16 protein-coding genes are annotated in these 26,686 nt (G+C 64.5%); 12 read left to right on the top strand and 4 right to left on the bottom strand.

Annotated elements, in window-relative coordinates:
- Positions 1-99 precede the first annotated feature (99 nt).
- The 9 genes from HX807_RS17190 to HX807_RS17150 are packed head-to-tail and all read left to right on the top strand — an operon-like array spanning position 100 to position 17,654.
- Positions 100-1,752 carry a (2,3-dihydroxybenzoyl)adenylate synthase gene (locus HX807_RS17190; RefSeq protein ID WP_003218428.1) on the top strand — a complete coding sequence of 551 codons (1,653 nt, stop codon included), beginning with the start codon at positions 100-102 and terminating at the stop codon, positions 1,750-1,752.
- Positions 1,745-3,493 carry an ABC transporter ATP-binding protein gene (locus HX807_RS17185; RefSeq protein ID WP_003218426.1) on the top strand — a complete coding sequence of 583 codons (1,749 nt, stop codon included), beginning with the start codon at positions 1,745-1,747 and terminating at the stop codon, positions 3,491-3,493. The genes HX807_RS17190 and HX807_RS17185 overlap by 8 nt, the downstream gene beginning before the upstream one ends.
- Positions 3,490-5,247, top strand: coding sequence for an ABC transporter ATP-binding protein (locus tag HX807_RS17180; RefSeq protein WP_003218423.1), 1,758 nt, complete (start codon positions 3,490-3,492; stop codon positions 5,245-5,247). Before HX807_RS17185 ends, HX807_RS17180 begins: the two co-directional genes overlap by 4 nt.
- On the top strand, positions 5,237-8,644 hold the full coding sequence (locus HX807_RS17175) for a non-ribosomal peptide synthetase (protein WP_177050533.1): 3,408 nt from the start codon (positions 5,237-5,239) through the stop codon (positions 8,642-8,644). The genes HX807_RS17180 and HX807_RS17175 overlap by 11 nt, the downstream gene beginning before the upstream one ends.
- Positions 8,641-14,064: a non-ribosomal peptide synthetase gene (locus tag HX807_RS17170; RefSeq protein WP_177050532.1), complete on the top strand. Its 5,424-nt coding sequence runs from the start codon at positions 8,641-8,643 to the stop codon at positions 14,062-14,064. Before HX807_RS17175 ends, HX807_RS17170 begins: the two co-directional genes overlap by 4 nt.
- Positions 14,061-15,149, top strand: coding sequence for a saccharopine dehydrogenase NADP-binding domain-containing protein (locus tag HX807_RS17165; RefSeq protein ID WP_177050531.1), 1,089 nt, complete (start codon positions 14,061-14,063; stop codon positions 15,147-15,149). The genes HX807_RS17170 and HX807_RS17165 overlap by 4 nt, the downstream gene beginning before the upstream one ends.
- A complete protein-coding gene (locus HX807_RS17160) occupies positions 15,146-15,925 on the top strand; it encodes a thioesterase II family protein (protein WP_003218418.1) in 780 nt (259 codons plus the stop codon). Before HX807_RS17165 ends, HX807_RS17160 begins: the two co-directional genes overlap by 4 nt.
- A 12-nt stretch (positions 15,926-15,937) precedes the next feature.
- On the top strand, positions 15,938-16,252 hold the full coding sequence (locus HX807_RS17155) for an isochorismate lyase (RefSeq protein ID WP_003218417.1): 315 nt from the start codon (positions 15,938-15,940) through the stop codon (positions 16,250-16,252).
- Complete coding sequence (locus HX807_RS17150) at positions 16,245-17,654, top strand: isochorismate synthase (RefSeq protein WP_003218416.1); 1,410 nt, start codon at positions 16,245-16,247, stop codon at positions 17,652-17,654. The genes HX807_RS17155 and HX807_RS17150 overlap by 8 nt, the downstream gene beginning before the upstream one ends.
- A 47-nt stretch (positions 17,655-17,701) precedes the next feature.
- Here the strand turns inward: HX807_RS17150 and efeO (HX807_RS17145) are convergent, their stop codons facing one another.
- Genes efeO (HX807_RS17145) through efeU form a run of 4 tightly spaced genes read right to left on the bottom strand, consistent with a single transcriptional unit; the run spans position 17,702 to position 21,931 of the window.
- Positions 17,702-18,520 carry an iron uptake system protein EfeO gene (gene efeO, locus HX807_RS17145; RefSeq protein WP_003218415.1) on the bottom strand — a complete coding sequence of 273 codons (819 nt, stop codon included), beginning with the start codon at positions 18,518-18,520 and terminating at the stop codon, positions 17,702-17,704.
- A 27-nt stretch (positions 18,521-18,547) separates the two neighbouring features.
- Entirely contained in the window at positions 18,548-19,855 is a 1,308-nt protein-coding gene (gene efeB / locus HX807_RS17140) for an iron uptake transporter deferrochelatase/peroxidase subunit (RefSeq protein WP_003218414.1), read from the bottom strand.
- Between the two features lie 14 nt (positions 19,856-19,869).
- Positions 19,870-21,072 (bottom strand): iron uptake system protein EfeO, encoded by a 1,203-nt coding sequence (efeO, locus tag HX807_RS17135; protein WP_177050530.1) that lies wholly within the window; start codon positions 21,070-21,072, stop codon positions 19,870-19,872.
- A 10-nt stretch (positions 21,073-21,082) separates the two neighbouring features.
- A complete protein-coding gene (gene efeU / locus HX807_RS17130; protein WP_003218412.1) occupies positions 21,083-21,931 on the bottom strand; it encodes an iron uptake transporter permease EfeU in 849 nt (282 codons plus the stop codon).
- A gap of 168 nt (positions 21,932-22,099) precedes the next feature.
- Between efeU and HX807_RS17125 the strand changes: the two genes are divergently transcribed.
- The 3 genes from HX807_RS17125 to HX807_RS31835 all read left to right on the top strand — a co-directional run bounded on the left by HX807_RS17125 (position 22,100) and on the right by HX807_RS31835 (position 26,512).
- Positions 22,100-23,122, top strand: coding sequence for an AraC family transcriptional regulator (locus tag HX807_RS17125; protein WP_134326683.1), 1,023 nt, complete (start codon positions 22,100-22,102; stop codon positions 23,120-23,122).
- Positions 23,123-23,311: 189 nt separating this feature from the next.
- A complete protein-coding gene (locus tag HX807_RS17120; RefSeq protein WP_177050529.1) occupies positions 23,312-24,742 on the top strand; it encodes a glutamate decarboxylase in 1,431 nt (476 codons plus the stop codon).
- A 69-nt stretch (positions 24,743-24,811) separates the two neighbouring features.
- Positions 24,812-26,512: a TrkA C-terminal domain-containing protein gene (locus HX807_RS31835; protein ID WP_177050528.1), complete on the top strand. Its 1,701-nt coding sequence runs from the start codon at positions 24,812-24,814 to the stop codon at positions 26,510-26,512.
- The last annotated feature ends 174 nt before the right edge of the window (positions 26,513-26,686 follow it).

Raw genomic sequence — 26,686 nt, 5'->3', positions numbered from 1 at the left:
CTCAATGACCCATTCTCCCTAGCCCTTTTCACCCTTGCCCCGCAGGCCTTTTGTTCACGGCATCGGCCCCTTATTGCCGAAAAAAACTCTGGAGACCCCATGACTATCATTGACGACTGCCCCGATTGGCCCGAAGCGTTTGCCCAACGCTATCGCGACGCAGGCTATTGGCGCGACGAGACCTTTGGCGACCTGCTGCGCAACGCCGCCCGCACCTTTGGCGAGCGTGAAGCGATCACCGATGGAACGCTGCGGGTGAGCTATCGCCAACTGGATCAACGGGTCGATCAACTGGCCGGCGGGTTCTCCCGGCTGGGGTTGGTGGCAGGGGACAACGTGGTGGTGCAACTGCCGAACTGCGTGGGTTTTGTCGAAGTGTGCTTCGCCCTGTATCGCCTCGGCGTACGGCCAATCTTTGCGTTACCGGCCCATCGTCATCTGGAAATCGGCCGCTTCTGCGAGTTTGCCCAGGCCAGGGCATACCTCTGCGCTGACGTCACGGCAGGTTTTGATTATCGGGGCATGGCCCGTGGCTTGAAGGCGGCCCATGGCGACCTTGCGTGGGTGATCGTGGCCGGTGAGGCTGAAGAATTCATCGCGCTCGAAGACCTTTATCTGGACGACCCGCAGCCAACCTTTTCTGCGCCGCCCGCGGATGCCGTCGCGTGTTTCCAGTTGTCCGGTGGCTCCACCGGCGTGCCGAAACTGATCCCGCGTCGCCACAATGAATACCTCTACAACGTGCGGACCAGCGCCGAACGTTGCGGCCTGACCGACGCCACGGTGTACCTCGCCGCGCTGCCCATGGCCCATAACTTTCCCATGTGCTGCCCGGGGTTCATGGGCACCTTGCTGATGGGCGGCCGTGTGGTGCTGAGCGGCTCGCCAAGCGCCGAAACCTGCTTCGCCCTGATCGAGCATGAACGCGTGACCCATACCGCGCTGGTGCCGCCACTGGTGCTGGTCTGGCTGGATGCCGCCCAGGCGCGCGGGCAGGGCCTGCCAGGATTGCAACTGCTGCAAGTCGGCGGCGCCAAACTGAGCTTCGAGGCTGCCCGCCGCGTGGAACCCACCCTCGGCTGCCGCTTGCAGCAAGTGTTCGGCATGGCGGAGGGGCTGATTTGCTATACCGACCCCAACGACCCACCGCAACGAGTCCTGCACACCCAGGGCAAACCCATGTCCCCGGGCGACGAAATCCGGGTGGTGGACGACAACGAACAGGACGTGATACAGGGCCAGGTCGGCCAATTGCTGACCCGTGGTCCGTACACGATTCGCGGTTACTACCGCCACCCTGCGCACAACGCCCAGGCGTTTACCACTGACGGTTTCTACCGCACCGGCGACCGGGTAATGCTCACCGACGACGGCTACCTGATGGTCGAAGGTCGCGACAAGGACGTGATCAACCGTGGCGGCGAAAAGATCGCCGCCGAAGAAGTCGAAAACCTCCTGCTCAGCCATCCTGCCGTCGCCGATGTGGCCTTGGTGGCGATGCCGGACGCCTACCTCGGCGAACGCACCTGCGCCTTCGTGATTCCCCGTGGCACGGCACCGCGCCCGCCGGAACTGCTGCGCCATCTGCGTGAGCAAGGGTTGGCGGCCTTCAAGCTGCCGGACCGCTTCGAATTTATCCCCGGTTTCCCGCAAACCGGCGTGGGCAAGGTCAGCCGCAAGCACCTGCGGGAGGCTATCCAGCAGCTGTATTTCGGGGCAAAACAACCTGAGGGAAGCGCCGCCCGTGGCTGATCAAGACTCGCTGCGTGAACTGCTCGCGCCTGTACGTGGCCGGTTGATCTGCGCCATGCTGCTGCAAGCCCTGGCGACCCTGATCGGCCTGCTGCCGTTGATCGCGGTGGCGGAGTTGGCGCCGTCGTTGCTGGACGGAAAACTCGATCTGCACGATGGGTTCTGGTGGTTGTTGGCCGGTGCGGGCGCTTTGCTGTTGCGCATGCTCGGGCTGGCTGCCGCCTTGCAGATGACCCACCTGGCCGACAGCGACCTGCAACGCCAGGTTCGCCAACGGCTGGCCGCGCATTTGGCGCGGGTTCCGCTGGCTTGGTTCAGCGCCCGTGGTGGGCAAAAAGTCGACCGTGTTTTGCTCGACGACGTAGGTGCGCTGCATCAACTGGTGGCGCACTTGCCAAACAACCTCGCCGCCGCATTGGTGGCGCCCCTGGCGTGCCTGTTGTACCTGCTGACGGTAAGTGTGCCGATGACCGTTGTGGTGCTGCTGCCTCCAGCGCTGGCGCTGTGGCGACTGCGAGCCTTGCGCTCCCAGGCTTATCGGGATGACCAGAAGGCACTGGGCGCCGCGCTGGGCAACCTGTCCCTGGCCACCCAGCAGTTTGTGCAGAGCATCGCCATGGTCAAGTCATTCGGCCGGGCCGATCGGGTGCAGTCAAAGTTCTTCGGTGCGGTGGAACGTTTCGCCAGTTTCTTTTCCTGCTGGGCCCAACGCTGGGCCGGGCTTGGGGCGAGTGTCGAGGTGCTGCTTTCGCCGTTGCTGGTGCTGGCCCTGGTGCTGTTGGGCGGTGCGTCGCTGGTGGCTGGCGGTTGGCTGATGCCGGTGCAACTGCTGCCGTTCCTGCTGCTGGGGCCGGCCCTGGCAGCGCCGGTCGCGGCCGTCGGGCATGGTGCGGATGCACTGGTGCAGGGCCGCATGGCCGCCAGCCGTATCGCCACCGTGCTCAACAGCGCGACGTTGACGCAACCTCGCGAATCCCGCGAGCCCAAGGGCCGCCAGGTGAGCTTTGAAGGCGTGGACTTTCGCTACCCCGACGGCACGCAGGTGCTGCATGACATTGACCTGGATCTACCGCCCGGCACGCTGACCGCATTGGTGGGCGACTCGGGCGCCGGCAAATCCACCCTGGCCACTTTGCTTGCGCGCTTTGCCGATGTGAGTGCCGGGGCGATCCGCATCGGCGACGTCGACCTGCGGGACATGCACAGCGCCACCTTGTATCGCCAGGTCGCCTTTGTGTTCCAGGATGTGCGCCTGCTGCGCACCAGCGTCCTCGACAACCTGCGCCTGGCGCGCCCCGACGCCACGCAAATCGAGGTGGAAGCCGCCGCCCGGGCCGCGCAGATTCACCAGCGCATCCTCGCGCTGCCCCAGGGGTATCACACCGTCCTCGGAGCCGGCGTGCAACTGTCCGGCGGTGAAGTGCAACGCCTGGGCATTGCCCGGGCGATGCTCAGTGAAGCGCCGATCCTGATTCTCGATGAAGCCACCGCCGCCAGTGATCCTGAATCCGAAGCCGCGATCCAGCAGGCGCTGTCTCGCCTGGCCCGTGCCCGCACGGTGCTGGTAATCGCCCACCGCTTGAGCAGCATCCAGGACGCCGACCAGATCGTCGTGCTGCAAGGCGGGCGGATTGTCGAGCGCGGTACGCATCACGGCTTGCTGGACCAGCAGGGCACTTACGCCGGGCTGTGGGCCGCTGAGCAGTTTTCGGCGGCCGCACTGAAGAGGGCACGGGCATGATTCGCGCGCTGTTACGCAGCCTGCAACCCCGTGAAGCCGGCTTGTTGCGGCGTGCGCTGATGGCGATGGCGTTGAGTGCGTTGGCCCAGGGCGCAGCGTTGGCGTTGTTGCCGATGGCCTTTGCCCAGTGGTTCGGCAACACCACGCCTTGGGCCTGGGCCATCGGTTTCACCGGCATGGCCTTGTTGTGCCTCTGGCTGCGCCGGTATGCCCAGCTGGCGGGCTATCGCGCCGGTGCCGAAGCAGCCCAGGCGTTGAACCGACGCATTGGTGACAAGCTGGTGCAACTGCCGCTGGAATGGTTTGTGGAGCGGCGCAGCGCTGAACTGAATCGCCTGGTGACTCACACCGTGCTGCAAATCATGAGCACCCCGGCGCACCTTTTGCAGCCAATGGCCAATGCGCTGTTGACGCCTTTGGCACTCCTGCTGGCGCTGTTTTTCTACGACCGCTCCATGGCGTTGGCGGCACTGGCCGCGTTGCCGTTGCTGGTGCTGGTGTACCACTGGGGCGTGCGCTGGGGCGGGCAAGCTGAAGCACTGAGCGAAGCCGCAGCCAATGAAGCGGCGGCCCGGGTGATGGAGTTTCTGCGCCAGCAACCGTTGCTGCGCTCCAGCGGGCGCACCGAGCAAGGTTTCGACCTGCTCACCGAGGCCCTGGCCCAGCAGCAACAGGCACAGCGTCACGCCCACTGGCGCACTTTTCCCGCCGCGCTGGGTTTGGCGGTGGTGTTGCAGGCCGGCTACAGCGCCATCCTGTTATGCGGCCTGTATGCCGTGTTGGGTGGCACCCTCGATGCGGCGAAGTTCCTGGCGCTGGCGATTCTCGCCACCTGCCTGGTGGAGCCAATGGGCGCGCTGGTCAACCTCGGTACCACGTTGCGCCAGACCCGCCACGGCTTGAATCGCCTGCGCCACCTGCTGCAGATGCCGGGGTTGCCTGAGCCTCTCGAACCCCAGCCTGCCCTGGGTTACGACGTGCAAGTGCGGGACGTAGGACTGGTCCGCCAGGGCCAGGCGATCTTGCAAGGCATCGACTTCACGTTGCAGGAGCGTTCGCTGAACCTGGTGGTGGGGGCGTCCGGCTCCGGCAAGTCCAGCCTGTTGCGCCTGCTGGCGCGCTTCAGCGATGTAAGCAGTGGCGCGATTCACCTCGGCGGTGTCGACCTGCGGCAACTGTCGGCCCTGGCCCGAGATACCCAGGTCGCCTTGATGTTCCAGGACAGCCCGCTGTTGCCGGGCAGCCTGCTGGACAACCTGCTGCTGGGCCGCCCCGACGCCAGCGAAGAGCAATGGCAGCACGCCGCCCGCGCCACCGGCCTCGACCGCCTCGCCGAGCGCCTGCCCCAGGGCTGGCACACCGTGCTGGGCGAGCAGGGCGTCAGCCTGTCCGGCGGCGAGCGCCAATGCCTGGCGTTGTCGCGGGTGTTGCTCAAGGACGCGTCGCTGATCCTGCTGGACGAGCCGACCGCCGCCCTCGATGCCATCAGCGAGGCGCGGGTCAATCGGACCCTGTTGCAACTGGCCCGCCGGCACACGGTGGTGCTGGTCACCCACAAACCGACCTTGGCGCCCCATGCCGACCAGATTCTGCTGCTCGACCACGGCCAGTTGGCCCAGGTCGGCCGCCATGACGCGTTGATGGCCACGCCCGGCCGTTACCGCGAGTTGTTCCACGAGCGCGAAGCGATCAATCGCTGGCGCTTGCGCCCAGACCCTACCGTTCCCCAAAGGACCGTCCCCCATGACCGATAACCCATCACTGGCATGCGTTCATCCTGCACCCGGCGGCCTCGCACACAGCCCCGAGGCGCTGTGCGCCGGTGTCGCGCAGTTGCTCGACTATGCCCCCCAGGACCTGGAGCCCGATGCCTCGCTGATCGAGCAGGGCCTGGACTCGGTGAGCATGATGCGCCTGCCGGCCTTGCTCGCCCGCGAAGGTGTGCAGGTGAGCTTTGCCGAACTGATTGAGCAGCCGACCCTTGAGGCCTGGTGGTTGCTGATCGACCGCCGTCGCGGGCAGGCGACGCACCTCAAGCCCGTCGCCGCCGACAACGATTTCGCCCTCACACCGTTGCAGCAGGCTTATTGGTTTGGTCGCGACCCGGCCATGCCGCTGGGGGGCGTTGGCTGTCACCTGTATCAGGAGCTGGACGGGTATCAGGTCGACGCTCAACGCCTGGAAAGCGCGGTGATGCGCCTGACTCACCGCCATCCCATGCTGCGCGCCTGTTTCCCGAACGCCACTTGCCAGCGCGTGCTGCCGACCAGCCCGTGGCCTGGGTTGACCGTGCATGAACGGCCGGATGAGTTGGCCTTGCGTGAGCGCCTGGCCCACCGCTGCCTGGATGTGCGCCAGGGCGAGGTGTTTGATGTGCAACTCAGCCGCTTGCCCGACGGCCGCAGCCGGGTGCACCTGAACATCGATTTGCTGGTGGCGGACGTCCTGAGTATCAGCGTACTGCTGCGGGATCTGGCGCTGATCTACAGCGGGCAAGAGGCGCAGCTGCCACGTCTGGAATGGGATTTTGCCCACTACCTGGGCGCCACCCGAACCAGCGATGCCGGCGCGCGGGACTACTGGCTGCAACGTCTGGATGACCTGCCCGACGGCCCGCAACTCCCCTTGGCACACGAGCCGCAATCCCTCGGCCCGCCGCGTTTTCGTCGCCTGGCGATGCGCCTCGGCCGCGCGCAGTTGCGAGCCCTGGAAGACCAGGCCCGCCAACACGGCCTGACCCTGGCCAGCGTGCTGTGCTGCGCCTATACCCAAGTGCTGGGCCGCTGGAGCGCCAGCCAGCATTTCCTGTTGAACGTGCCGCTGTTCAACCGCCAGGAGCTGCACCCCTGCGTCCCGCATCTGCTGGCGGATTTTTCCAACCTGGTGCTGCTGGAGATCGACCAGCGCCAGGCGGGTTCTTTCGCGCAGCAGGCGCAAGCCCTGCAACGCCAACTGCACCGCGACATCGCCCACAGCGCCTGGCCTGGTGTGGAAGTGCTGCGTGAGTTGTCCCGCACCCGGCAAGGCGGCGCCCCCGTAGTGTTTGCCTGCAACCTTGGCGAAGCGTTTGTCGACGCCACTTGCCGGCAGCACCTGGGCGAACCGGGCTGGGCCTTGTCGCAAACGCCCCAAGTGTGGCTTGACCACCAGAGCTATCCGCTGCCCGATGGCCTGTTGCTCAACTGGGACGGGGTAGATGCGCTGTTCCCCGAAGGCCTGCTGGACGAAATGTTCACCGCCTATGGCGACCTGCTGGCGTGGCTGTGTACCGGTGACTGGCGCCAACCCGCGCCGCTGCCGTTGCCCCAAGGCCAGCAAGAGGTCCGTGCAGCGGTCAACCACACGCCCTGGGCCTATGACAAAGGCTTGCTGCACGATGGCTTTTTCCAACAGGCGCAGGTGCACCCGCAGCGGGTGGCATTGATCACCGAGGACGCTGAGTTGAGTTACGCCGAGCTGGCGGCCCAGGCCCTGCAAGTGGCAGGTGCCCTGCGCCAGTGGGGGATTGAACCGGGTGATACGGTGGCGATCACCTTGCCCAAAGGCCAGGCGCAAATCGTTGCGGTGCTCGGCATATTGGCGGCGGGCGCGGTGTATGTGCCGGTGGGTATCGAACAGCCGGCAGCCCGTCGCGACATGATCTATCAACGCGCCGGAGCCAAGGTGGTGATCACCGATACGGCCCACCGTGATCGCGGTGTATGGCTGGCGGACTTGCAAGTGGTGGACCTGGCCCAGGCGCGTTCGGCCAGGGCCCTGAAACAACCGATCGAGGTGGCGCCGGACGCACTGGCCTATGTGATTTTTACCTCTGGCACTACCGGCGAACCCAAGGGCGTCGAGGTTCCCCACCAGGCGGCGCTGAACACCGTCGCCGCGATCAACCGGCGTTATCAGGTGGGCGCGGATGACCGTGTGCTCGGGGTTTCCGCCCTCGATTTCGACCTGTCGGTGTACGACCTGTTTGGCCTGCTGAGTGTCGGTGGCGCCGTGGTGCTGCCAGCGGATGCGCGGCGCAAGGAGCCGTCCGAATGGTTGCGGCTGATCCGCCAGCAGCGCGTGACCCTGTGGAACTCGGTACCGGCGTTGCTCGACATGCTGACCCTCAAGGCCCGCGAGCCGAATGCCCTGAGCGGATTACGCCTGGCGATGGTCTCGGGTGACTGGGTCGGGCTGGACCTGCCACGCCGCCTGCGATTGGCAGCCGGCGAAAGCGCCCGGTTCGCCGCTCTCGGCGGCGCCACTGAAGCGGCCATCTGGTCCAACGTCCAGGACGTCGACGAAGTGCCGGCTCACTGGCTCTCGATTCCCTACGGCAAACCCCTGGATAACCAAAGCTTTCGAGTCGTCGACAGCCAGGGCCGCGATTGCCCGGACTGGGTGGCGGGGGAGTTGTGGATCGGCGGCGCCGGGGTTGCCCAGGGCTATCGTGGCCTGCCGCATCTCAGCGCCCAACGCTTCGTCGAGCACGCCGGGCAACGCTGGTACCGCACCGGCGATCAGGGCCGTTATTGGCCCGACGGCAGCCTCGAATTTCTCGGGCGTATGGACCAGCAGGTCAAGGTCCGTGGCTTCCGCATCGAACTCAGTGAGATCGACGTGGCCCTGGAACGCCATCCGGCCGTCAGTCGTGCCGTCACCCTGGTGTTGCCCGGGGCCAACCCGCAGTTGGCAGCAACCCTGATGGGCGACGCGCTGCCGGATGCCGAAGCCATGCGCCAGTGGCTCTGCCAATGGTTGCCGGAACACATGTTGCCGGACCATTGGCTGAACCTCACCGAACTGCCCCTGAGCGCCAACGGCAAGGTCGACCGCGCCGCACTGCTGTGGCTGGTGCAGGAGCAACGCCAGGGCGCCAGACCCGAGCATGAAGACGCGCCTCAAGGCGAAGCCGAACAACTGTTGGCCGGGCTCTGGCGCGAATTGCTCGACATTCCCCTGGTGGGACGCAACCAGGGCTTTTTCGCCCTCGGCGGCAACAGTCTGTTGGCCGCTCGCCTGATCGAACGTATCGCCCGACAGTTCGACGTCGAACTGTCGCTGAAGGACTTTTTCAACGCGGCCACCGTCGCCCGCCAGGCCCAATGGCTTGTCGCCCGACGAGAACAGGACCACGTCAACCGGAACGCAATGGTGGAGGGTGCGCTATGACACTGCAGCAACTGCAACAGGACCTCGAAGCACTGGGTGTGGAACTCTGGGAAGAGCAGGGCCGCCTGCGCTACCGGGCGCCCGCCGGGGTGATGGATGAAGGCCGCCTGCAACAATTGCGCGAACACAAGGACGCGTTGTTGCAGCAATTGATGGAACCGGTGATGCCCACCGTCTCGGCCGACCTGGCTGCCCGCAGCGAACCGTTTCCGCTGACCGACGTGCAGGCCGCTTACCTGATGGGCCGCACCCAGGCATTCAGCTACGGCGGGGTGGCGTGCCACGGTTACCTGGAATTTGAACTCAGGGAACTGGACCCGGCGCGCCTGGAGCAGGCATGGAACCATCTGATTGCGCGTCACGACATGCTGCGGGCGGTGGTGCTGGAAGACGGCTACCAACAAATCCTGCCCCAGGTGCCGCATTACCTGATCGCCCGGCATGACCTGCGCGAAGACGACGGCCGTGCACTGGCCGCTCTGCGCGAACGCATGGAAATTCGCCTGGCGTCGCCCCAGCAGTGGCCGCTGATCGAGTTGTGCGTCAGCCAGGGCCGTGAACATGCGCGCCTGCATCTCTCAGTGGATCTGCTGGTGTGCGACTACCAGAGCGTGCGCATGCTGTTGGCCGAGTTGCAGCAGGTCTATCGTGGCGAAGCCTTGCCGCCGGCGGCGCCCATCAGTTTTCGCGACTACGTACTGGGCGAGCGCCGGTTGCGGGAACAGCCGCGTTACCAGCGTGACCGCCAGTACTGGTGGGCGCGGGTCGACAGCCTGCCCGGTGCTCCGGAATTGCCCATGCAGGGCGCTCCCAGCGGACCGCGTTTCGAGCGCCGCGCCCTGAACCTGGAGGCCCGGGATTTCAACGCCCTGCGCCTGAATGCAGCGGCGGCCGGCGTGGGTGCGTCGGCGGCGATTCTTTCCTGCTATGCCGAAACCCTGGGGCGCTGGAGCCGCAAGGGGCATTTCTGCTTGAGCCTGACCTTGCTCAATCGCCTGTCGCTGCACCCGCAGGTCGATCGGCTGGTGGGGGATTTCAGCTCGGTGGAATTGCTGGAAGTCCAGACCCTGCAAGGCGGCAGCTTTGGTGAACGCAGCCAGCAGTTGCAGGAGCGACTGTGGCAAGACATGGACCACCGCCTGTGTTCCGGCATTGAAGTACTGCGCGAACTGGCGCGGCGCAAAGGCCGTGATGCGGCCTTGATGCCCTATGCCTTCACCAGCACCCTGGGCGCCGGTGGCGAAAGTGGCGGCGGGGCATTTATGCCCGGCGCAGAACTGGTGCACGGCATCAGCCAGACCCCGCAAGTGTTGATTGATTGCCAGGTCAGCGAGCGCGACAACGGCCTGTTCATCAATTGGGACATTCGCCAGGGCGTGTTCAATGAGGCCATGCTGGAAGCGATGTTCGACACCTTCGAACGTCTGCTCAAGCGCTTGGCGCGGGAGCCTTCGGCCTGGACCCTGGACGATTGCCTTGAACTGCCGGCACCCCAGCGACTGGTGCGGGAGTTGATCAACCAGACGGCGCAGCCGATTCCCCCAGGCTTGCTGCATAAACCGTTCTTTCGCCAGGCCCGGGCGCAACCCCAACGTGTCGCCCTGATCCAGGGCGCGCGACAGCTCACTTACGCGCAACTCGCCGCCCGTGCCGAGGCGATTGCCGAGCAGTTACTGGATGGCGGTTGCCAGCCCGGCGAGCGGGTCGCGGTATGCATGGAAAAAGGCATCGACCAGGTGGTCGGTGTACTCGGGATCTTGCGGGCCGGCGCGGCGTACCTGCCGCTGGACACTAATCAGCCGATGGCGCGGCGCGCGTTGATTCTTGAGAACGCCGAGGTCAGCCGGGTGCTCAGCCAGTCGTGGTTGAGCGAGGACGTGGCCTGGCCCGCCCAGGTGACCCAGTGCATACCCGTTGATCAGGCCGCAGCCAGTGCCGGACGTGAACTGCCGGCGCCGCAGGTGACACCGCAACAACTTGCCTACGTGATCTACACCTCCGGCTCCACCGGGATTCCGAAGGGTGTGATGATCAGTCACCAGGCGGCCCTCAACACGGTGGTGGATATCAATCAGCGCTTCGCCATCGGCGCCGAAGACCGGGTACTCGCCTTGGCCAGCCTGGGCTTCGACCTCTCGGTGTACGACATCTTCGGCCTGCTGGCCGTAGGTGGCGCCCTGGTGTTGCCCGACGCCGGACGCCGCGCCGACCCGTCCCACTGGGCCGAATGCGCCCGCGAGCACGGTGTGACCCTGTGGAACTCGGTGCCCGCGCAGTTGCAGATGCTTGCCCATTACCTGCAAGCCGTGCCGGCCGCGGCACCTCAGAGCCTGCGCCTGGCCTTGCTGTCCGGCGACTGGATCCCGCTGAACCTGCCCGCCGAAATCGCTGCGTTGTTGCCTGAGCTCCAACTGATCAGCCTGGGCGGCGCCACAGAAGCGGCGATCTGGTCGATTGCCTATCCAATCACCGAGGTGGACGCACAATGGCGCAGCATTCCCTACGGCGCGCCGCTGGCCAATCAACGCTTCATGGTGCTCGACGAACAAGGCCGCGATCGCCCGCAAGGCGTTGCCGGTGAGCTGTTCATCGCCGGCACGGGGTTGGCGATGGGGTACCTGGGGGACGCGGAGAAAACCGCCGAGCGTTTTATCGAGCATGCCCACAGCGGCGAGCGGCTGTACCGCACCGGCGACCTGGGGCGCTACCTTGAAAGCGGGTTGATTGAGTTCCTTGGCCGTGAGGATTTCCAGGTCAAGGTTCGCGGGCATCGCATCGAGTTGGCGGAAGTCGAAAGTGCCTTGCTCAGTCATCCTCATGTCGAATCGGCCGTGGTGGTCGCTGCGGGCGAGGGCGCGTTCGAGCGGCGTTTGCAGGCCTGCGTGCGCGGGACTTTGCGTGATACTCCATTGCCTTGGCCGACCCGGTTGGCACCCAACGCCTTGGCGGCGGCCAATGGCGTGAAAGGCCAACTGACGGAAGCGCTGATTACGCAGATGTCCGATTGCGTCGAGCGTGCCGCGTTGCTCTCCATGGGCCTGGCCCTGCAACGCCCGGGGCTGTTTGATCAACCGGGCGTCGAGCACGACCTGGCCCAGATCATGAGCCTGTGCGAAGTGGCGCCACGCAACGAACGGCTGATCCGCCGCTGGCTGCAAGCGCTGCATCGCGAACAACTGGTAGACCGCAACCCAGGCACCGGCGCCTATTCGTCACTGCGGGTCTCGGGTGCTGAATACCGTCAGCTGTGGCAGCGCATCGAGGCGCTGGAACCGAGTGTGGGCTGGGGCGGTGAAGTGCTGCGCTACCTGCGGGAAAGCCAGGAGCAATTGCCTGCCCTGATGAGCGACCGGCTCGACCCGTTGCACTTGCTGTTTCCCGAAGGCCGTACCGACACCGCCGAAGGCGCCTATCGCAAGAACCTGATCAGCCAGTACCTGAACCAGGCGGTGTGTGCGGCGGTGCAGGAAATCGCCGCACTGCAACCGGCGGGCTGGCGTCTGCAGTTGCTGGAAATCGGCGCAGGCGTGGGCGGCACCAGTGCCGACCTGATTCCGGCCCTGGACGGCTTGGCGGTGGACTACCAGTTCACCGACCTGTCGCAGTTTTTCCTCAACGAAGCGCGGGAGCATTTCGTCGAGTTTCCGTGGGTCAGCTACGGGCTGTTTGACCTGAACCTCGACCACTGGGCCCAAGGCATCGCCGCCAACTCCCTGGATGTGATTCTGTGTGCCAACGTGCTGCACAACTCGCGGCATGCCAGCCAGGTACTCGCCCGGCTGCGGGAAATGCTCGCCCCCGGCGGCTGGCTGATCTTTATCGAAGCCACCCGCGACACCTACCAGATCATGGCGTCCATGGAGTTCAAGGAGGGCCTGACCGCGTTCGAGGATTTCCGCGCCGAGCAAGACACCACGTTCATCCGCCGCGAGCAGTGGCAGCAACTGTTGCAGGAAGCCGGCGCGCAGACGCCGCTGTGCATGCCGGCGGCTGACGATGCGATGTCACAGATCGGCCAGCACCTGTTCATCACGCGCTTCAAGACCGAGCGCCAGACCCTGGAGCCGGAGGCGTTGCGCGCGCATCTGGGCCAGCGCCTGCCGGATTACATGGTACCCACCGAGTGGCGGGTACTGGATGAAATGCCGCTGACGGTCAACGGCAAAGTCGACCGCCAGGCGTTGGCCAACCTCGGCATGGCCCAGGCCACGCAACAGGCCAACAGCGGGGCTGCACCGGTGGATGCGCTGGAGCGCAGTATCGCAGAGGTCTGGCAAACCCTGTTGCGGGTGCCCAGTGTGGGCCGTGAACAGGGCTTCTTTGAGTTGGGCGGTGATTCATTGCTGGTGGCGCAGGTGGTTGGTCGCCTGCGGGAAAGCCTGCCCCAGGCCCGTAACGTGCCCTGGGGGGATTTGCTGCGCCAGTTGATCAACCAGCCCACCGTTGCGGCCCTGGCGGATTACCTGCGGGGGCAGGGCAGCGAGAGCCTGTCGCCGCTGGTGCGGATTCGTGAGGAGGCGCAAGGCCCGGCGCGGATCTTTGTCCATGATGGCAGCGGCACCCTGGCACCGTATCGCGCGCTGTTTGCTGCACTCGGGGAAGAAGCGCCACTGGAGGGGCTGGTGCTCAATGATGTACCGGGTTACCTGGCTCTGGCACCGGCTACGGCGATTCGTGAACTGGCCGAGCGTTATGCCGACACCTTGCACGCCGAAGGCCGGCGCCAGGTGAGCATCGTCGGTTATTGCCTCGGCGGGTTGCTGGCGACGGAGCTGGCGTCATGCCTCGCGGCGAAGGACATCGAGGTGCTGCAACTGACAGTGATCAGCAGCTACCGCGTGCCGTTCATGATCGAGGATGACCTGCTGGCGGAGTACGTGTTCGCCCGCGTGATGCAGGCCGACCCGCACACCCTGGGTTACCCGGTGGATGAACAGGCGATGGAGCGGGCGATTGCCAAGGTGCTGCGCCAAACTCCGGGCCGCGTGCCCCAAGGTGCGTTGCTGGCGCTGCAGGATGAGCCCGACTGTGCCACGGCCCTGGCCTGCCTGCGGGCCCTGGCATCCAAGTCGGCAGATGAGCGCTTGCAGGCAATTGCAGACGCGATGCGCCACGCCGGCTCGCAACTGAGCGACCTGGACTGGCTGCGCGAGCAACTGCAGGTGCTGCGCCACAGCCTGGCCGCCGTCGCCTTGCATCAGGCCACGCCTTACGACGGTGACATGGTGTTTATCCGCCAGTGCGGTGAAGTCCAGGTACTGCCCGGCATGCACCGCGACATGAGCCAATACTGGCAGGCCCTGTGCCTTGGCGAATTGCAGGTGGTGGACGTGCCGGGCGACCACTTCAGCTGCATGCAGAGCCCCCAGGTCGAAGCCGTGGCCCGCGCGTTCGAACGGCTGGCGCAGGTGGCGGCGTGAGAGTCGGGATTGTAGGCGGCTATGGGCATGTCGGTCGGCAGGTTGCGCGGGTGCTGGTCGGTCATTGCCGCTTGCGCCTGGGCGGTCGCGACCCTGGGCAAGGGCAGCGTTTTAACGACGGCGAGTTGAACGGGCAGGCCGAGATCCGTGAAGTGGACCTGTGGGACGCCCAAAGCCTGGCGGCGTTTTGCAGCGGCTGCGACCTGCTGATCAATTGCGCGGGCCCCAGCTACCAGGTGCTCGACCGGGTGGCGCTGGCCGCTTTGGCCAGTGGCGCCGATTACATCGATGTCGGCGGCGATGATCCGCTGCATCAGCTGCTGCCCGCTCAGTTGCCGCCGGGTCGTCGTGTGGTGTTATCAGCCGGCATGTTGCCCGGGCTGTCGGGGTTGTTTCCCAAGGTGCTTGCGGCGTCGTTCGAGCGCGTCGATGCCGTGCATTGCTATGCCGTCGGACTTGGGCGGTTGTCGACAACGGCGGCCGAGGACTTTCTATTGAGCCTCGGCAACGGCTATGGCCAGGCCTCGATGGGCTGGTGCGATGGCCGTGCAATCAAGTCCGCCGTACTCGTCGATGAACACTTCGAGCGGCCCTGGCTGGTGGGCGGTCCCGTAACGGCCCACCCGTATCTAACCACTGAGCAACAGCGCTTGTTTACTGACTTGCGGGTGCGCGAAGCCCAGGCCTACAACCTGTTCGACGGCGGCCACCTGCGGGCCGCACTCGGGCGCATTCAGGGCTCGCCACCGGCTCTGCGACACACGGCAGAGAACATTGCCGCCCTGGTACAGGCCAGTGCGCTGGACCTGGCAGGGCGCACGCCTTACCAGTTGCTCGCAGTCGAAATGGCAGGCCTGCAACACGGCGAACCGCAGCAGGCCACCGCCTGGTTGCGTGCCGCCGACGGCTCGGCGTTGACCGGCACAGTGGCGGCAATCTGCGCCCTGCAACTGGCCAAACTGCCCGAAGGCACGCACTACGCTGCCCAGGTGATGGACGCCGATGACTGCTTGCGCCAGGTGCTGCGCTGGTTGCCGCAGACCCGGATCTACGTCACCACTGAACTGGAGGAGGGCGTGTTATGAAGAAAATCCCCAGCCCATGGCTGCGACGTTACCCGCAGCATCAAACGCCGCGTTGCCGATTGGTCTGCCTGCCCCACGCCGGCGGCAGCGCGGGATTTTTCAGCGGTTGGCAGGCACTGTTGCCGGCTGACATCGAACTGGTCAGCGTGCAATACCCCGGCCGCGAAGAGCGCCTGAGTGAAACCTGGCCCGGCAGCCTGGAATGGATGGCGGGCACTATTACCCGGGCGCTGTGGGACCTGTCCGACCGGCCGCTGGTGCTGTTCGGCCACAGCATGGGTGCGGCGCTGGCCTATGAGGTGACGCGGCGCCTGAACCGCCAGGGCAAGGACCTGCAACGGCTGATCGTCTCCGCCCATCCGGCCCCTCACCGGCAACGTCACAGCCAATTGCACCAGGGCCCGGATGCCGGTCTGCTGGCGGATGTGCGGCGCCTGTCGGGTGGTGCGCCATCACCCCTGGACGAACCCGAGATGCAGGCACTTTACCTGCCCGCATTGCGCAATGATTACCGCCTGATCGAAAACTACTGCGGCGATATCAGCGAGCTGCTGGACGTGCCCGTGAGCGTATGCCTGGGCAGCACCGACCGCGAAGTCGATCGGGAGGAAGCCCATGCCTGGTCGGAAGTGACGCGCCAGGTCACCGACTTTCGAACCTTCAACGGCGGGCATTTTTACCTGCGCGACAGCCAGGCCGACCTGATCGAGCACCTGGAACTGTTGCTGGGCAGCCCCGCCGAACCGGCGTGGCAGTGCTGGCCGTCGACCCCATGACCGGAGAATCCTATGAAAACACCTGAGCAGTGCAGCGGGCTGGAAGACGTCCGCCTGGGTATCGACACGTTGGACGAACAGATCATCCGCGCTCTCGGCCAGCGGTTGGCCTATGTGAAAGCTGCGGCGCAGTTCAAGCCTGACGAAGCCAGCATCGCCGCCCCCGAGCGGGTGGCCGCCATGCTGCCCCATCGCCGCCGCTGGGCCGAGCGCGAAGGGTTGGACCCGATGTTCGTGGTCCCGCTGTTTGCGCAGATCATCCAATGGAATATCGACCAGCAAGTGCGCCACTGGCGCCAGCAGCATCAAGGAGCGGAGCATGAGTGAACGTCTGCCGGGATTGCTTCAGGCGCTGACCGAGGGCGAACGCCTGGCGCGCGAGAAGGGCGGCGCAGTGCTGGTGGTGTTCAGCCTGGCCTCGGAGCGCCTGGACCCGCTGCGGTTATTTGCCGCCAACCGCCAGGTACTCGGGCAAAGCCTGTTCTGGTCAAGTGACCGGGGCGCACTGGCCATGGCCGGCTTTGGTTGTACCGAGGAAATCAGCCCCGGGGCCGATGACCGCTTCAACGCCAGTGCCCTGGCGTGGCAGGCGTTGCTCAGCCAGGCCCATCAGGTGGGGCCGCGCCAGCCGTTGCTGTGTGGCGGCTTTGCGTTTGACCCGAAGGGCCCGCGCTCGCTCAAATGGCAGTCATTCGCCGCCACCTCCCTGGTGCTGCCGCGCATCCTGCTGCTGCGGGAAGCCGAGCAACATCATGTGATCTTCAGCCAGTGGCTGGAGCCCGGGGCGGACGCGGTGCGTTGCGCCCAGAGCCTGGAAACCCAGTGGACGTTGCTTCTGTCCCGCTACGCCAGTGCGCCACGCCAGGAGATTCCCCTCGGCACACCGAGCGACGAAAACACCATCAGCGCGCAGCAATGGCAAGACACCGTGGCGACGGCCGTGCAGCGCATCAACGCCGGCGACCTGCGCAAGGTGGTGCTGGCCCGCGAAGTGCGGTTGACCACCTCACGGACGATCCCCTGTGGCCCGCTGCTGGAAAACCTCAAGGCGGCCTATCCCCAGGCGTACCTGTTTGCGTTCAGCCGTGGTGACAGCTGCTTTCTCGGCGCAACGCCGGAGCGGCTGGTGCGGGTGACTCGTGGCACGCTGAACACGGTGGCGTTGGCCGGTACTTGCCCGCGTGGTCGTCACGAGCAGCACGATGCCGAACTTGGCCAGGCCTTGATGGACAGCCCCAAGGACCGCCACGAACACACCCTGGTGGTTCAAACCCTGCGCGAAGCATTGCAGCCCTATTGCGCGATGCTCGACATTGCCAGCCAGCCGCAGTTGCACCGGCTGGCCAACGTGCAGCACCTGTTGACGCCGGTGATGGGCCGCTTGCATCCCCAGGTGCAATTGCTGCAACTGGTGCAGGCCCTGCACCCGACGCCGGCGGTGGGTGGCTTGCCGCGACGTGAGGCGATGGCCTATATCCGAGAGCACGAGCAGCTCGACCGTGGCTGGTACGCAGCGCCAGTGGGCTGGATGAATGCGCAGGGTGATGGTGAATTTGCCGTGGCGTTGCGCTCGGCGTTGATCAGAGGCTGTGAGGCGCACCTGTTCGCCGGCTGCGGCATTGTCGCCGAGTCGGATCCCGGGAGTGAGTACGAGGAAACGTGCTTGAAGCTGCGGACTATCCGCGATGCCTTGCGGCCTTCGGACGGAGTGCAGGTGGCGTCAGCCTGAGGAAGGCTCTCGCCCGGCAGGCCGGGCGAGAGCATGCAGCGTCTGGATCAGTTCAAGCCAAGCTTGCCACGCAGTGTGGACAGGTCTTCCGCCAGGGTATTGACCGGGCCAACCAGGGCTTTGCGGTCGGCTTCCTTGACCTTGTCGTAGGTCTCGAAACCGCCATCCTTGGTTTTGTACTTGGCCAGGATCTTGTCCACGGTGGCGAAGTTCTTGTCGACTTTGGCGACGAAGGCCTTGTCCTGCTTCTCGATCTGCGGACGGAACAGGTCGACGATTTTCTTCGCGCCGTCGATGTTGCCCTGGAAGTCATACAGGTCGGTGTGGCTGTAGCGGTCTTCTTCACCGGAGATCTTGGTCGCGGCGACTTCTTCCAGCAGAGCAGCAGCACCACCCACGACTTTTTCCGGCGGGAAGGTCAGGCCGTCCACGCGGGTTTTCAGGTCCAGTACGTCGCTGTTGAGCTTGTCCGCCAGGGCGTCGAGGCCTTTGGTGGTGTTCTCGGAGAACAGGCTGTACTCGATGCGGTGGAAGCCGGTGAAGTCTTCGGCTTTCACGCCTTTCTCGTGGTCGTCCACGCGGGAGTCGATGGAGGCGTCGAGGTCGCTGAACAGTTCGGCGATCGGCTCGATCGACTCATAGTGCACGCGGGTTGGCGCGTACAGCTTCTTGGCGGTCGCCAGGTCGCCTTTTTTCACGGCGTCGGTGAACGCCTGGGTCTGGGTGACCAGCTCGCCGATTTCTTCGGTGACGTAAATCTTGTAGTCCGACACCGGCCCTACCAGGTCCAGCGGTGCGGTGGCGGCGAAGGCGGCCAGCGGCGAAAGGCTCATTAACAACGACAATGCGAGAGACGACTTCTTCATGGGACGATTTCCGCTCTGGGGTTTGTTTTAGGTTTTGGCAGTGGTTTGTGGATGTGTCGCATCAAGCAGCGTGCGCCCGATGAAATCCTGGGCCCCGGTGACGCCTGGCAAGGTGAAGAAGTAACCGCCGCCAACCGGCTTCAGGTATTCCTCCAGAGGCTCGCCGTTGAGCCGGGTTTGCACGCTGATAAAGCCTTTCTCCAGGTCAGCCTGGTAGCAGATGAACAACAGCCCCATGTCCAGCTGACCGTTTTTGTTGACGCCGTTGGAGTAGTTGAACGGCCGGCGCAGGATCAGGTTGGCCTGGGTCTGTGCAGTACGCGGGTTGGCCAGGCGGATGTGGGCATCGAGCTTGGTCAACTTGCCTTCCGGGTCCTTGCTGTAGTCCGGGACCTGGGTTTCTTTCTGGCCATCCATGGGCGCGCCACTGGTCTTGATCCGGCCAATGATGCTTTCTTGCTCTTGCAGCGGGGTGCGGTCCCAGCGTTCGACGAAGTTGCGGATGATCCGCACCGCCTGGTAGCTGCCATTGGCGGCCCAGGCCGGTTCGTCGCTGCCTGGCTGTACCCACACAATCTGATCCATCGCCTTGTTGTCGTTGGAGTTCGGGTTGGCCGAACCGTCGCGAAAACCGAGGAAGTTGCGCGCGCTTTGCGCCGGCTCGCCGGGGCGGGCAGGGGCCTGGGGCGGCACGCTGCCTTCCTGCTTCCAGCGCACCAGCAGCAGGTCCGGCAGGTTTTTCACGATGTCGCGCAGGGCGTGGATGTTGGTGTCCGGGGTGTTGGAGCTGAACTGCAGGCTCAGGTCGCCGTGGCACTGCGCCGGTTCCAGTGCATCGTTGGGGAAACCGACCATGCGGATCAGGCGCTTGGGCTTGGCCGCGGCCAGGCCGAAGCGTTCGTCGAACAGCGACTCGCCCACCGATACGGTGATGGTCAGGTTGTCCGGTGTCACCACCGGGCCGAGGATGCCGGAGTCGGTGGGGGGCAGTTTCGGGTCGACTTGCACCACGGTGCCGCCGGTCATCAGGAATGCGATGCGCTCGTTCAGGGTGCGGAACAGCCGCTCCAGGTCCTCGCGGTCGCTGGCCAACACGTCGAATGACACCAACATGCCGCAGGCCGGGCGCGGAGTGACGATGCCGGTCTGGTGCTTGCCATGGAAATCGTGGTGGTCCTGGGTCTTTTCACTGCTTGGCGCGGTGGTCACCTGTGCCGCCGCGTTGGCAGCCATTGCCGGGCAGCTCAGGCTGCTGCCGGCAATGGCCGCGCCAGTGGCGGCCATACCCAGCAATACACGACGACGCTGGGCGGAAAATTGTTCTGAATCACTCATGTCTACGGTCGTCTTCACTTCAGGCCGGAAAGGCCAAGGGCGGGGTCGATTCCATCGAGTGCAACGGCCAGAGCCTTGGCCTTGTCGGCGATCTGCTTGCGCTGATCGGCGGTAACGCTGTCATACGAGGCGTAGCGGCCATCGACTTTCAAACCGTTGAGTTCGGCATCGAGGGCGTTGATCGCGCTGTCGATCCCCGGCAGCAATTGCGCGGCAGATTTGGTCAGCAGCGGGCGCATCAGGTCGACCACTTTGCGGGCGGCGTCCAGGTTGGCGGCGAAGCCGTTGAGGTCGGTATGGCTGTAGCGTTCTTCCTCACCGCTGGCGGCACGTACGTCGGCCAGGCTGTTGAGGTTGCGCACCACGATGCTCACCAGTTGCTCCGGCGGCAGCGACTGGGCCAGCAGCTGTTGCTTGAGGCTGCTGACGTCGGTGACCAGGCGCTGGGCAATCGGCGCCAGGCCGTCGAGATTGCGTTGCTGGAACAGGCCGTATTCGAGACGGTGGAAGCCGCTGAAGGCCGGGTCCTGCTCGCGCTTTTCAAAGTAGTCGGCGCGGGCGTTGATCGCGTTGTCCAGTTCCGCCAGGCGTTGCGAAGCCGGGGCCAGGCGCTGGTAAGCCTCGCGGGCCGGTACGTAAAGCGCCTGGGCCTGGGCGAGGTCGCCGGCTTCGATGGCTTGGTCCAGCGCGGTAACGGCCTTGACCAGGGCGCTACCCTGGCTGCTCAGGTACACGCGGAATTCCGACAGCGGGCCGATAAACGCGACCATCGACGGCTTGGCCTTGGCTTGGGCGTCAGACTCGGCAGTCGGTGTCACCTTCAAGGTGCCACGCGGGTTGCTCAGCAGGCCGCAGGTGATCTGGTAGTCGCCGGGCAGCAGGTTGGCGTTGATCACCTGGCTCAGGCCGGGGGCGATGTTTTCGCGCTCTTCGACCACCAGCACGCCGTCGAGGATTTCCCACTCCACGGCACGGTCCGAGCGGTTGATGATGCGGAAGCTGGCGCGTCCCGCCGGCACCGTCAGCGCATTCGGCTCGCAGCTGTGGGCGTGGATGGTGACGGCGATTTCATCGTGGTTGGCCTGGCGCTTGGAGGCGGCCAGTTGCGAGGCGTAGTAGAACAGGCCACCGGCGGCGATCATCACGACCACCGAGCCGCCCACCGCCCAGCGCAAGGCGCGGGAGGGCGGAGCCGGTTGAGGGGTTTGGTTGGACAAGAGGCGGTCCTTACTGGCTGGAAACGGAAGAGGTTGTGCGGGTAGCCGGCTTGCTCGGCGGCGCCGGCAGGAAGAACATCACCAGGGCCACCACCAGGTAAATCAGGTAGGCACCGAGGGTGCTGATGGTCGGGGCGTCCTGATAGCCGAACATGCCGGCCAGCACCGAGCCCAGCGGGCCATCCATCGGCAGCGTCGCGCTGAAATCGAACAGTACGGTTTGCAGGTGGTTCCATACCCCGGCTTCGTGCAGGGCTTGTACCGAGTTGGCGAGGATGCCGGCGGCCACCACCAGGATGAACAGGCCGGTCCAGCGGAAGAACGCTCCGAGGTTCAGGCGCATGCTGCCGGTGTAGATCAGGAAGCCGACGATGATCGCCAGGATCAGGCCGAGCAGGGCGCCAATCGGCGCGCCCGGACCTTCGCTTTGCTGGAACACGGCCAGCAGGAAGAACACGGTTTCCAGGCCTTCACGGGCCACGGCGAAAAACACCATGGCAATCAGTGCGGTGACCTGGTGTTTGGAGCCGGCCAGGGCATGATCGAGGGATTCATGCAGGGAATGCTTGATGGAACGCGCGACCTTGCGCATCCAGAACACCATGGAGCTGAGAATGCCCACGGCCACCAGGCCGACGATGCCTTCGAACAGTTCCTGTTGTTTCTGCGGGAATTCGGCACTCACCAGTTCCAGGCCACCGCCGACCAGCAGCGCGAGGGCCGCTGCCAGAAATACGCCGATCCACACTGCGGGCATGTACTGGCCACGGCCAGTTTGCTTGAGGTAGCTGGCAATAATGCCAACGATCAAGGCGGCTTCTATGCCTTCGCGCAGCATGATTAGAAAGGGAACAAGCATTCGGCACCGAATCGTCACTAGATAGGATGCTAAGTTGTAACATAATGATACTCATTACTAAACAGGGAATATTGACCTTTACTGAACCTTGACTGAACGGTGGTGGCAAACCGCATCCGACACTAGAATGCGCGGCATCGTCCCAGTCACCGGATTGCGCCATTCCCCATGTCGGAAAAAGACACGATTTCCATCCAACTGGTCCGCGAAGCCCTGTTGCAGAGCTGCGCGCCGGGTGCGGCGAGCGATGAAGTGTTGACCAAGGTCGGGATTGAGCCAGCACTGCTGGGCCAGCCAACCGCACGCGTCCCGGCAACCGCTTACGCACGCTTATGGCGCTTGCTGGCACGGCGAATGGACGATGAATTCTTTGGCATGGACCCGCGCAAGCTCAAATCCGGCAGCCTGGAGTTCCTCTGCCGGGCCTCCATGGCACAACCGAGCCTGGCCACTGCGCTGGAAACCGGCCTGGGGTTCCTGTCACTGATGCTCGAGCGCATGCCGGCGCAACTGGTGCGCCAGCAGAGCCTGGCGGAAATCGTACTGTTGGAGCCGGAGCCCGCACCCAGGCGCGCCTTCACCTATTTCGCCTACTGGATGATCGTCCACGGCGTCGCCTGCTGGCTGGCGGGGCGCCGGATCCCGATCCTGGCGATTGAACTGCGTTGCCCGCAGCCGGACTTCTGCGACGACTACCAGGTGATGTTTTCCGACAACTTGCGCTTTGACCGGCCGCGTACCCGGATGATCTTTTCCGCCGACTGCCTCGACCTGCCGATCAAGCGCAGCCCGGAGGAGCTCAAGCGCTTCCTGGCCCATGCGCCCGCCAACATCCTGGTCAAATACCGCGACCCGGACAGCCTTGCCACCCGCATCAAGACCGACCTGCGGCACATGCCTGCCGACACCTGGCCGGAAACCGAAGGCCTGGCCGCATCCCTGTGCATCTCGGCCTCGACCCTGCGCCGGCGCCTGGCGGAAGAAGGGCAGACCTACCAGGGCCTCAAGGACAGCGTGCGCAAGGAGTTGGCGATCGTCTGGCTGGCCGATTCCGACATCAGCTTTGCCGAGATCGCCACCCGCCTGGGGTTTGCCGATGCCAGCTCGTTCTACAAGGCGTTTCGCAAGTGGTCGGGCTCCAACCCCGGGCACTATCGCAGCCTGATATTGAACGAAGCACTGAGCCAGTAGGTCACTGCCAGGCACCCCCGGCACGTTTGCCTGCTTATCCACGCGTCTAATGATCTGGGTCACTTTCCTGCGCCGCCGTGCGTGTGATATTCGGCGCCACCGCTCCATCGTTCGTTTCCTGACGCAGCCTGATCGGCATTTGTCGCGATCAACGTCTACGCCATTTCCCTCATTCAAGAGCAGGATTTCATGGCACTTCACAGAACCGTAGAGACCCAGGACCAAGCCATCGAAGACGTCTATTCGAGTGGCTCCGCCCAGCACAAACTGCCCAAATACCGCCTCCCGGACCACTCGACCACGCCGTCGGCCGCCTACAACCTGGTGCGCGACGAACTGCTGCTGGACGGCAATTCCCGGCAGAACCTGGCGACCTTCTGCACCACTTGGGTCGAGCCCGAAGTGCAGCAGTTGATGGCCGATGCCCTCGACAAAAACATGATCGACAAGGATGAGTACCCGCAGACGGCCGAGATCGAAAACCGTTGCGTGCACATCATTGCCGACCTGTGGCACGCGCCGAAATCGTGGCAAACCGTGGGTTGCTCCACCACCGGTTCCAGCGAAGCGGCGATGCTTGGCGGCCTGGCACTGAAGTGGAGCTGGAAAAAGCGCCGCGAAGCGGCGGGGCTGCCCACCGACAAACCGAATTTCGTGTGCGGCCCGGTGCAGATCTGCTGGAAGAAATTCGCCCGTTATTTCGATGTGGAAATTCGCGAAGTGCCGTTGCGCGGTGACGCATTGGGCCTGCGCCCGGCCGACCTGCGGGGATATTGCGACGAAAACACCATCGGTGTCGTCGCGACCCTGGGCGTGACCTTCACCGGGATCTACGAACCGGTCGCAGCCCTGGCGGCCGAGCTGGACTCGATGCAACGTGACCTCGGCCTGGATATCCCGATCCATGTCGACGCGGCGAGCGGCGGGTTTATCGCCCCGTTCATCCAGCAAGAGCTGCAATGGGATTTTGTGATCGAGCGCGTCAAATCCATCAACGCTTCCGGCCACAAGTACGGCCTGGCGCCGCTGGGCGTCGGCTGGGTTATCTGGCGCTCCACCGAAGACCTGCCGGAAGAGTTGATCTTCTACGTCGACTACCTGGGCGGCAACATGGCGACCTTTGCCCTGAACTTCAGCCGGCCCGGCGGTGAAATCATTGCCCAGTACTACAACTTCCTGCGGCTGGGGCGCGATGGCTACACGCGGATTCAACAAGCGTGCTCCGACACGGCGCAATGGCTGGCCTCGGAAATCACCAAGTTTGCCCCGCTGGAACTGGTGTACGACGGCAAGGATGGGCTGCCGGCGGTCTGCTACAAGCTCAAGGACGGCGTCGACCACGGCTTCAGCCTCTACGACCTGTCGGAGCGCGTGCGCATGCGCGGCTGGCAGATCGCGTCATACCCGTTGCCGTCCGATCGGCAGAACGTCGTGGTACAGCGCATCCTGGTACGGCATGGCGTGAGCCGTGACCTGGTGGCGTTGCTGCTGGAAGACCTGCGCAAGGCCGTTGCCCACCTGCAGAAAAACCCGATGGAGCATTCCGACGCGGGCCCAAGCTTCAGCCATGGCGCCATCGCCGACCCGGTCATCCCGGCCGACACCCCGAACCTCGACTGAACGCACTGAACACTCACCGGGCCTCGAGGCCCGGTGCCTTTAGCGTTGCATCGCCAGGTACGAATCATCGTGACTGCCTTCTTTACTTTCCTGCACGACAACCCCTACATCCTGCTGTTCCTGGTGGTTGGCCTGTCCGTCTGGGTCGGGCGCGGCACCATCAAGGGTTATGGCCTGGGCGCGGTGGCCGGGGCCATCGTGATCGGCTGCGCGATTGCGACGTGGGCGTCTTACTACGGCGTGCATTTCGAACTCGATAACTTTACCAAGAGCCTGTTTTATTACCTGTTCATGTACGGCGTCGGGCTGCGGGTCGGGCCTTCGTTCATCAACAGTCTCAAGGGTGATGGCCTGAAATTCACCTTCCTGGCAATCCTGTCCTCGTTCCTCGGGCTGGGTATCGTGGTGCTCGGCGTGCGGCTGTTATCCCTGCCGGTGGGCGCGGCGGGCGGGATTCTTGCCGGTTCGCAAACCATGTCGGCGGCGATTGGCTCCGCCGAACAGGCGATTACCTCGGGCGTGGTGCCGCTGCCACCGGGCACCACGGCGGCGGCGGCCACCGCGATGATCGCGCTGTCTTACGGCATCACCTATATCTGGGGCACGGTCGGCATCATCCTGATCTGCAAGTATCTGCCGCGCTGGTGGGGTGTGGATGCGCGCAAGGCGGCCAAGGCATTCGAGGTGGAGCACGGAGTGCCGAACGTCGACGATGCCGGGCTCAGTGGGTATCGGCCGTTTGACCTGCGGGCCTATCGCCTGGTGAACCCGGAGCTGGTGGGGCAGAGCATCGCGCAGTTTCGCCAGCGCTTTGCGTTGTACCAGATCGAGAACGTCGAGCGTGGTGACGAGTTGCTGGGGGCTGATCCGACGCTGGTGTTGCAGCTGGGCGATGTGATCGCCCTGGGCGGCAGCCTGGATGCGCTGACCGATCACATGGGCCTGATCGGGCCGGAAGTACCTGATGCCCGAGCGTTGAATATACCGCTGGATGAGGCGGTGATTCTGGTGACCCACAAGGATGCCGTGGGCAGGGCGCTCAAGGAATTCAGCCAGTCGCCGATTGCCGGGCAGGTGCAGTTGGTGGGGATTGAGCGGGGTGGAGCGCCGATTCCGATGGGGCTGGAAACGCGGTTGCAGCGCCTGGATGTGATGCACTTGATTGGCTTGCGCAGTGCCATCGACAAGGCCACGGCGTTGCTGGGCAAGGCGGGGCGGGCGAGTACGGCGACGGATTTGCTGACGCTGTCGCTGGGTATGGTGCTGGGGTTGTTGATCGGGCTGATTCAGGTGCCGGCGTTCGGTGCGGCGGTGGGGCTGGGCAATGCGGGCGGGTTGCTGGTGTCGGGGATTATCGTCTCGTCGCTGGTGTCGCGGGTGCGGTTTTTCGGCAATACACCGAATGCGGCCCGCAACATTCTCGAGGACATGGGGTTGATATTCTTTGTCGCGATTGTGGGGGTGAATGCGGGGGCTAACCTGGTTTCGCAGATTAGCGCGATCATTGCGTTGAAGATCTTTTTGCTTGGGTTCGTGGCTTGTACGATTCCACCGTTTATTGTTTGGGCTGTGGGTTTTCATGTGTTCAAGATCAACCCGGCGATTCTCATGGGCGGTGTTGCGGGGGCGCGGAGTCACTCGGGGCCGGCGCGGGAGGCGGCCAAGGAAATTGATAGTACGGTGCCGTGGATTGGGTTTCCGGTGGCGTATGCGGTGTCGGGGATTTTGCTCACGGTGTTTGGGTATTTTGCCATGGTGCTGGCGCGGTAGCTGTATTGGGTACATATCCGTTGCTGCGGTAACGGCGGCTTATGGTTCCGCTCTTACAGCGGGTCACTTTTGGCAAACGCCCGGAATGCCGGCCCAGCCAAAAGTAACCAAAAGGTCTTTGCCCCACCACTCGGTGCCTCGCCTAGGCTCGGCATGCCCGCACTCCGGCACGGC

The sequence above is a fragment of the Pseudomonas sp. D8002 genome, from assembly GCF_013385695.1.
Taxonomy (GTDB): Bacteria; Pseudomonadota; Gammaproteobacteria; order Pseudomonadales; family Pseudomonadaceae; genus Aquipseudomonas.
This window is presented reverse-complemented; position numbering and strand designations above follow the sequence as displayed.

Bases quoted from the DNA above. Each gene is read 5' to 3' on its own strand.
- HX807_RS17180 (WP_003218423.1), top strand. From the start codon at position 3,490: ATGATTCGCGCGCTGTTACGCAGCCTGCAACCCCGTGAAGCCGGCTTG.
- HX807_RS17190 (WP_003218428.1), top strand. From the start codon at position 100: ATGACTATCATTGACGACTGCCCCGATTGGCCCGAAGCGTTTGCCCAA.
- HX807_RS17175 (WP_177050533.1), top strand. From the start codon at position 5,237: ATGACCGATAACCCATCACTGGCATGCGTTCATCCTGCACCCGGCGGC.
- efeB (WP_003218414.1), bottom strand. From the start codon at position 19,855: ATGAGTGATTCAGAACAATTTTCCGCCCAGCGTCGTCGTGTATTGCTG.
- HX807_RS17170 (WP_177050532.1), top strand. From the start codon at position 8,641: ATGACACTGCAGCAACTGCAACAGGACCTCGAAGCACTGGGTGTGGAA.
- HX807_RS17155 (WP_003218417.1), top strand. From the start codon at position 15,938: ATGAAAACACCTGAGCAGTGCAGCGGGCTGGAAGACGTCCGCCTGGGT.
- HX807_RS17160 (WP_003218418.1), top strand. From the start codon at position 15,146: ATGAAGAAAATCCCCAGCCCATGGCTGCGACGTTACCCGCAGCATCAA.
- HX807_RS17150 (WP_003218416.1), top strand. From the start codon at position 16,245: ATGAGTGAACGTCTGCCGGGATTGCTTCAGGCGCTGACCGAGGGCGAA.
- efeU (WP_003218412.1), bottom strand. From the start codon at position 21,931: ATGCTTGTTCCCTTTCTAATCATGCTGCGCGAAGGCATAGAAGCCGCC.
- HX807_RS17125 (WP_134326683.1), top strand. From the start codon at position 22,100: ATGTCGGAAAAAGACACGATTTCCATCCAACTGGTCCGCGAAGCCCTG.
- HX807_RS17120 (WP_177050529.1), top strand. From the start codon at position 23,312: ATGGCACTTCACAGAACCGTAGAGACCCAGGACCAAGCCATCGAAGAC.
- efeO (WP_003218415.1), bottom strand. From the start codon at position 18,520: ATGAAGAAGTCGTCTCTCGCATTGTCGTTGTTAATGAGCCTTTCGCCG.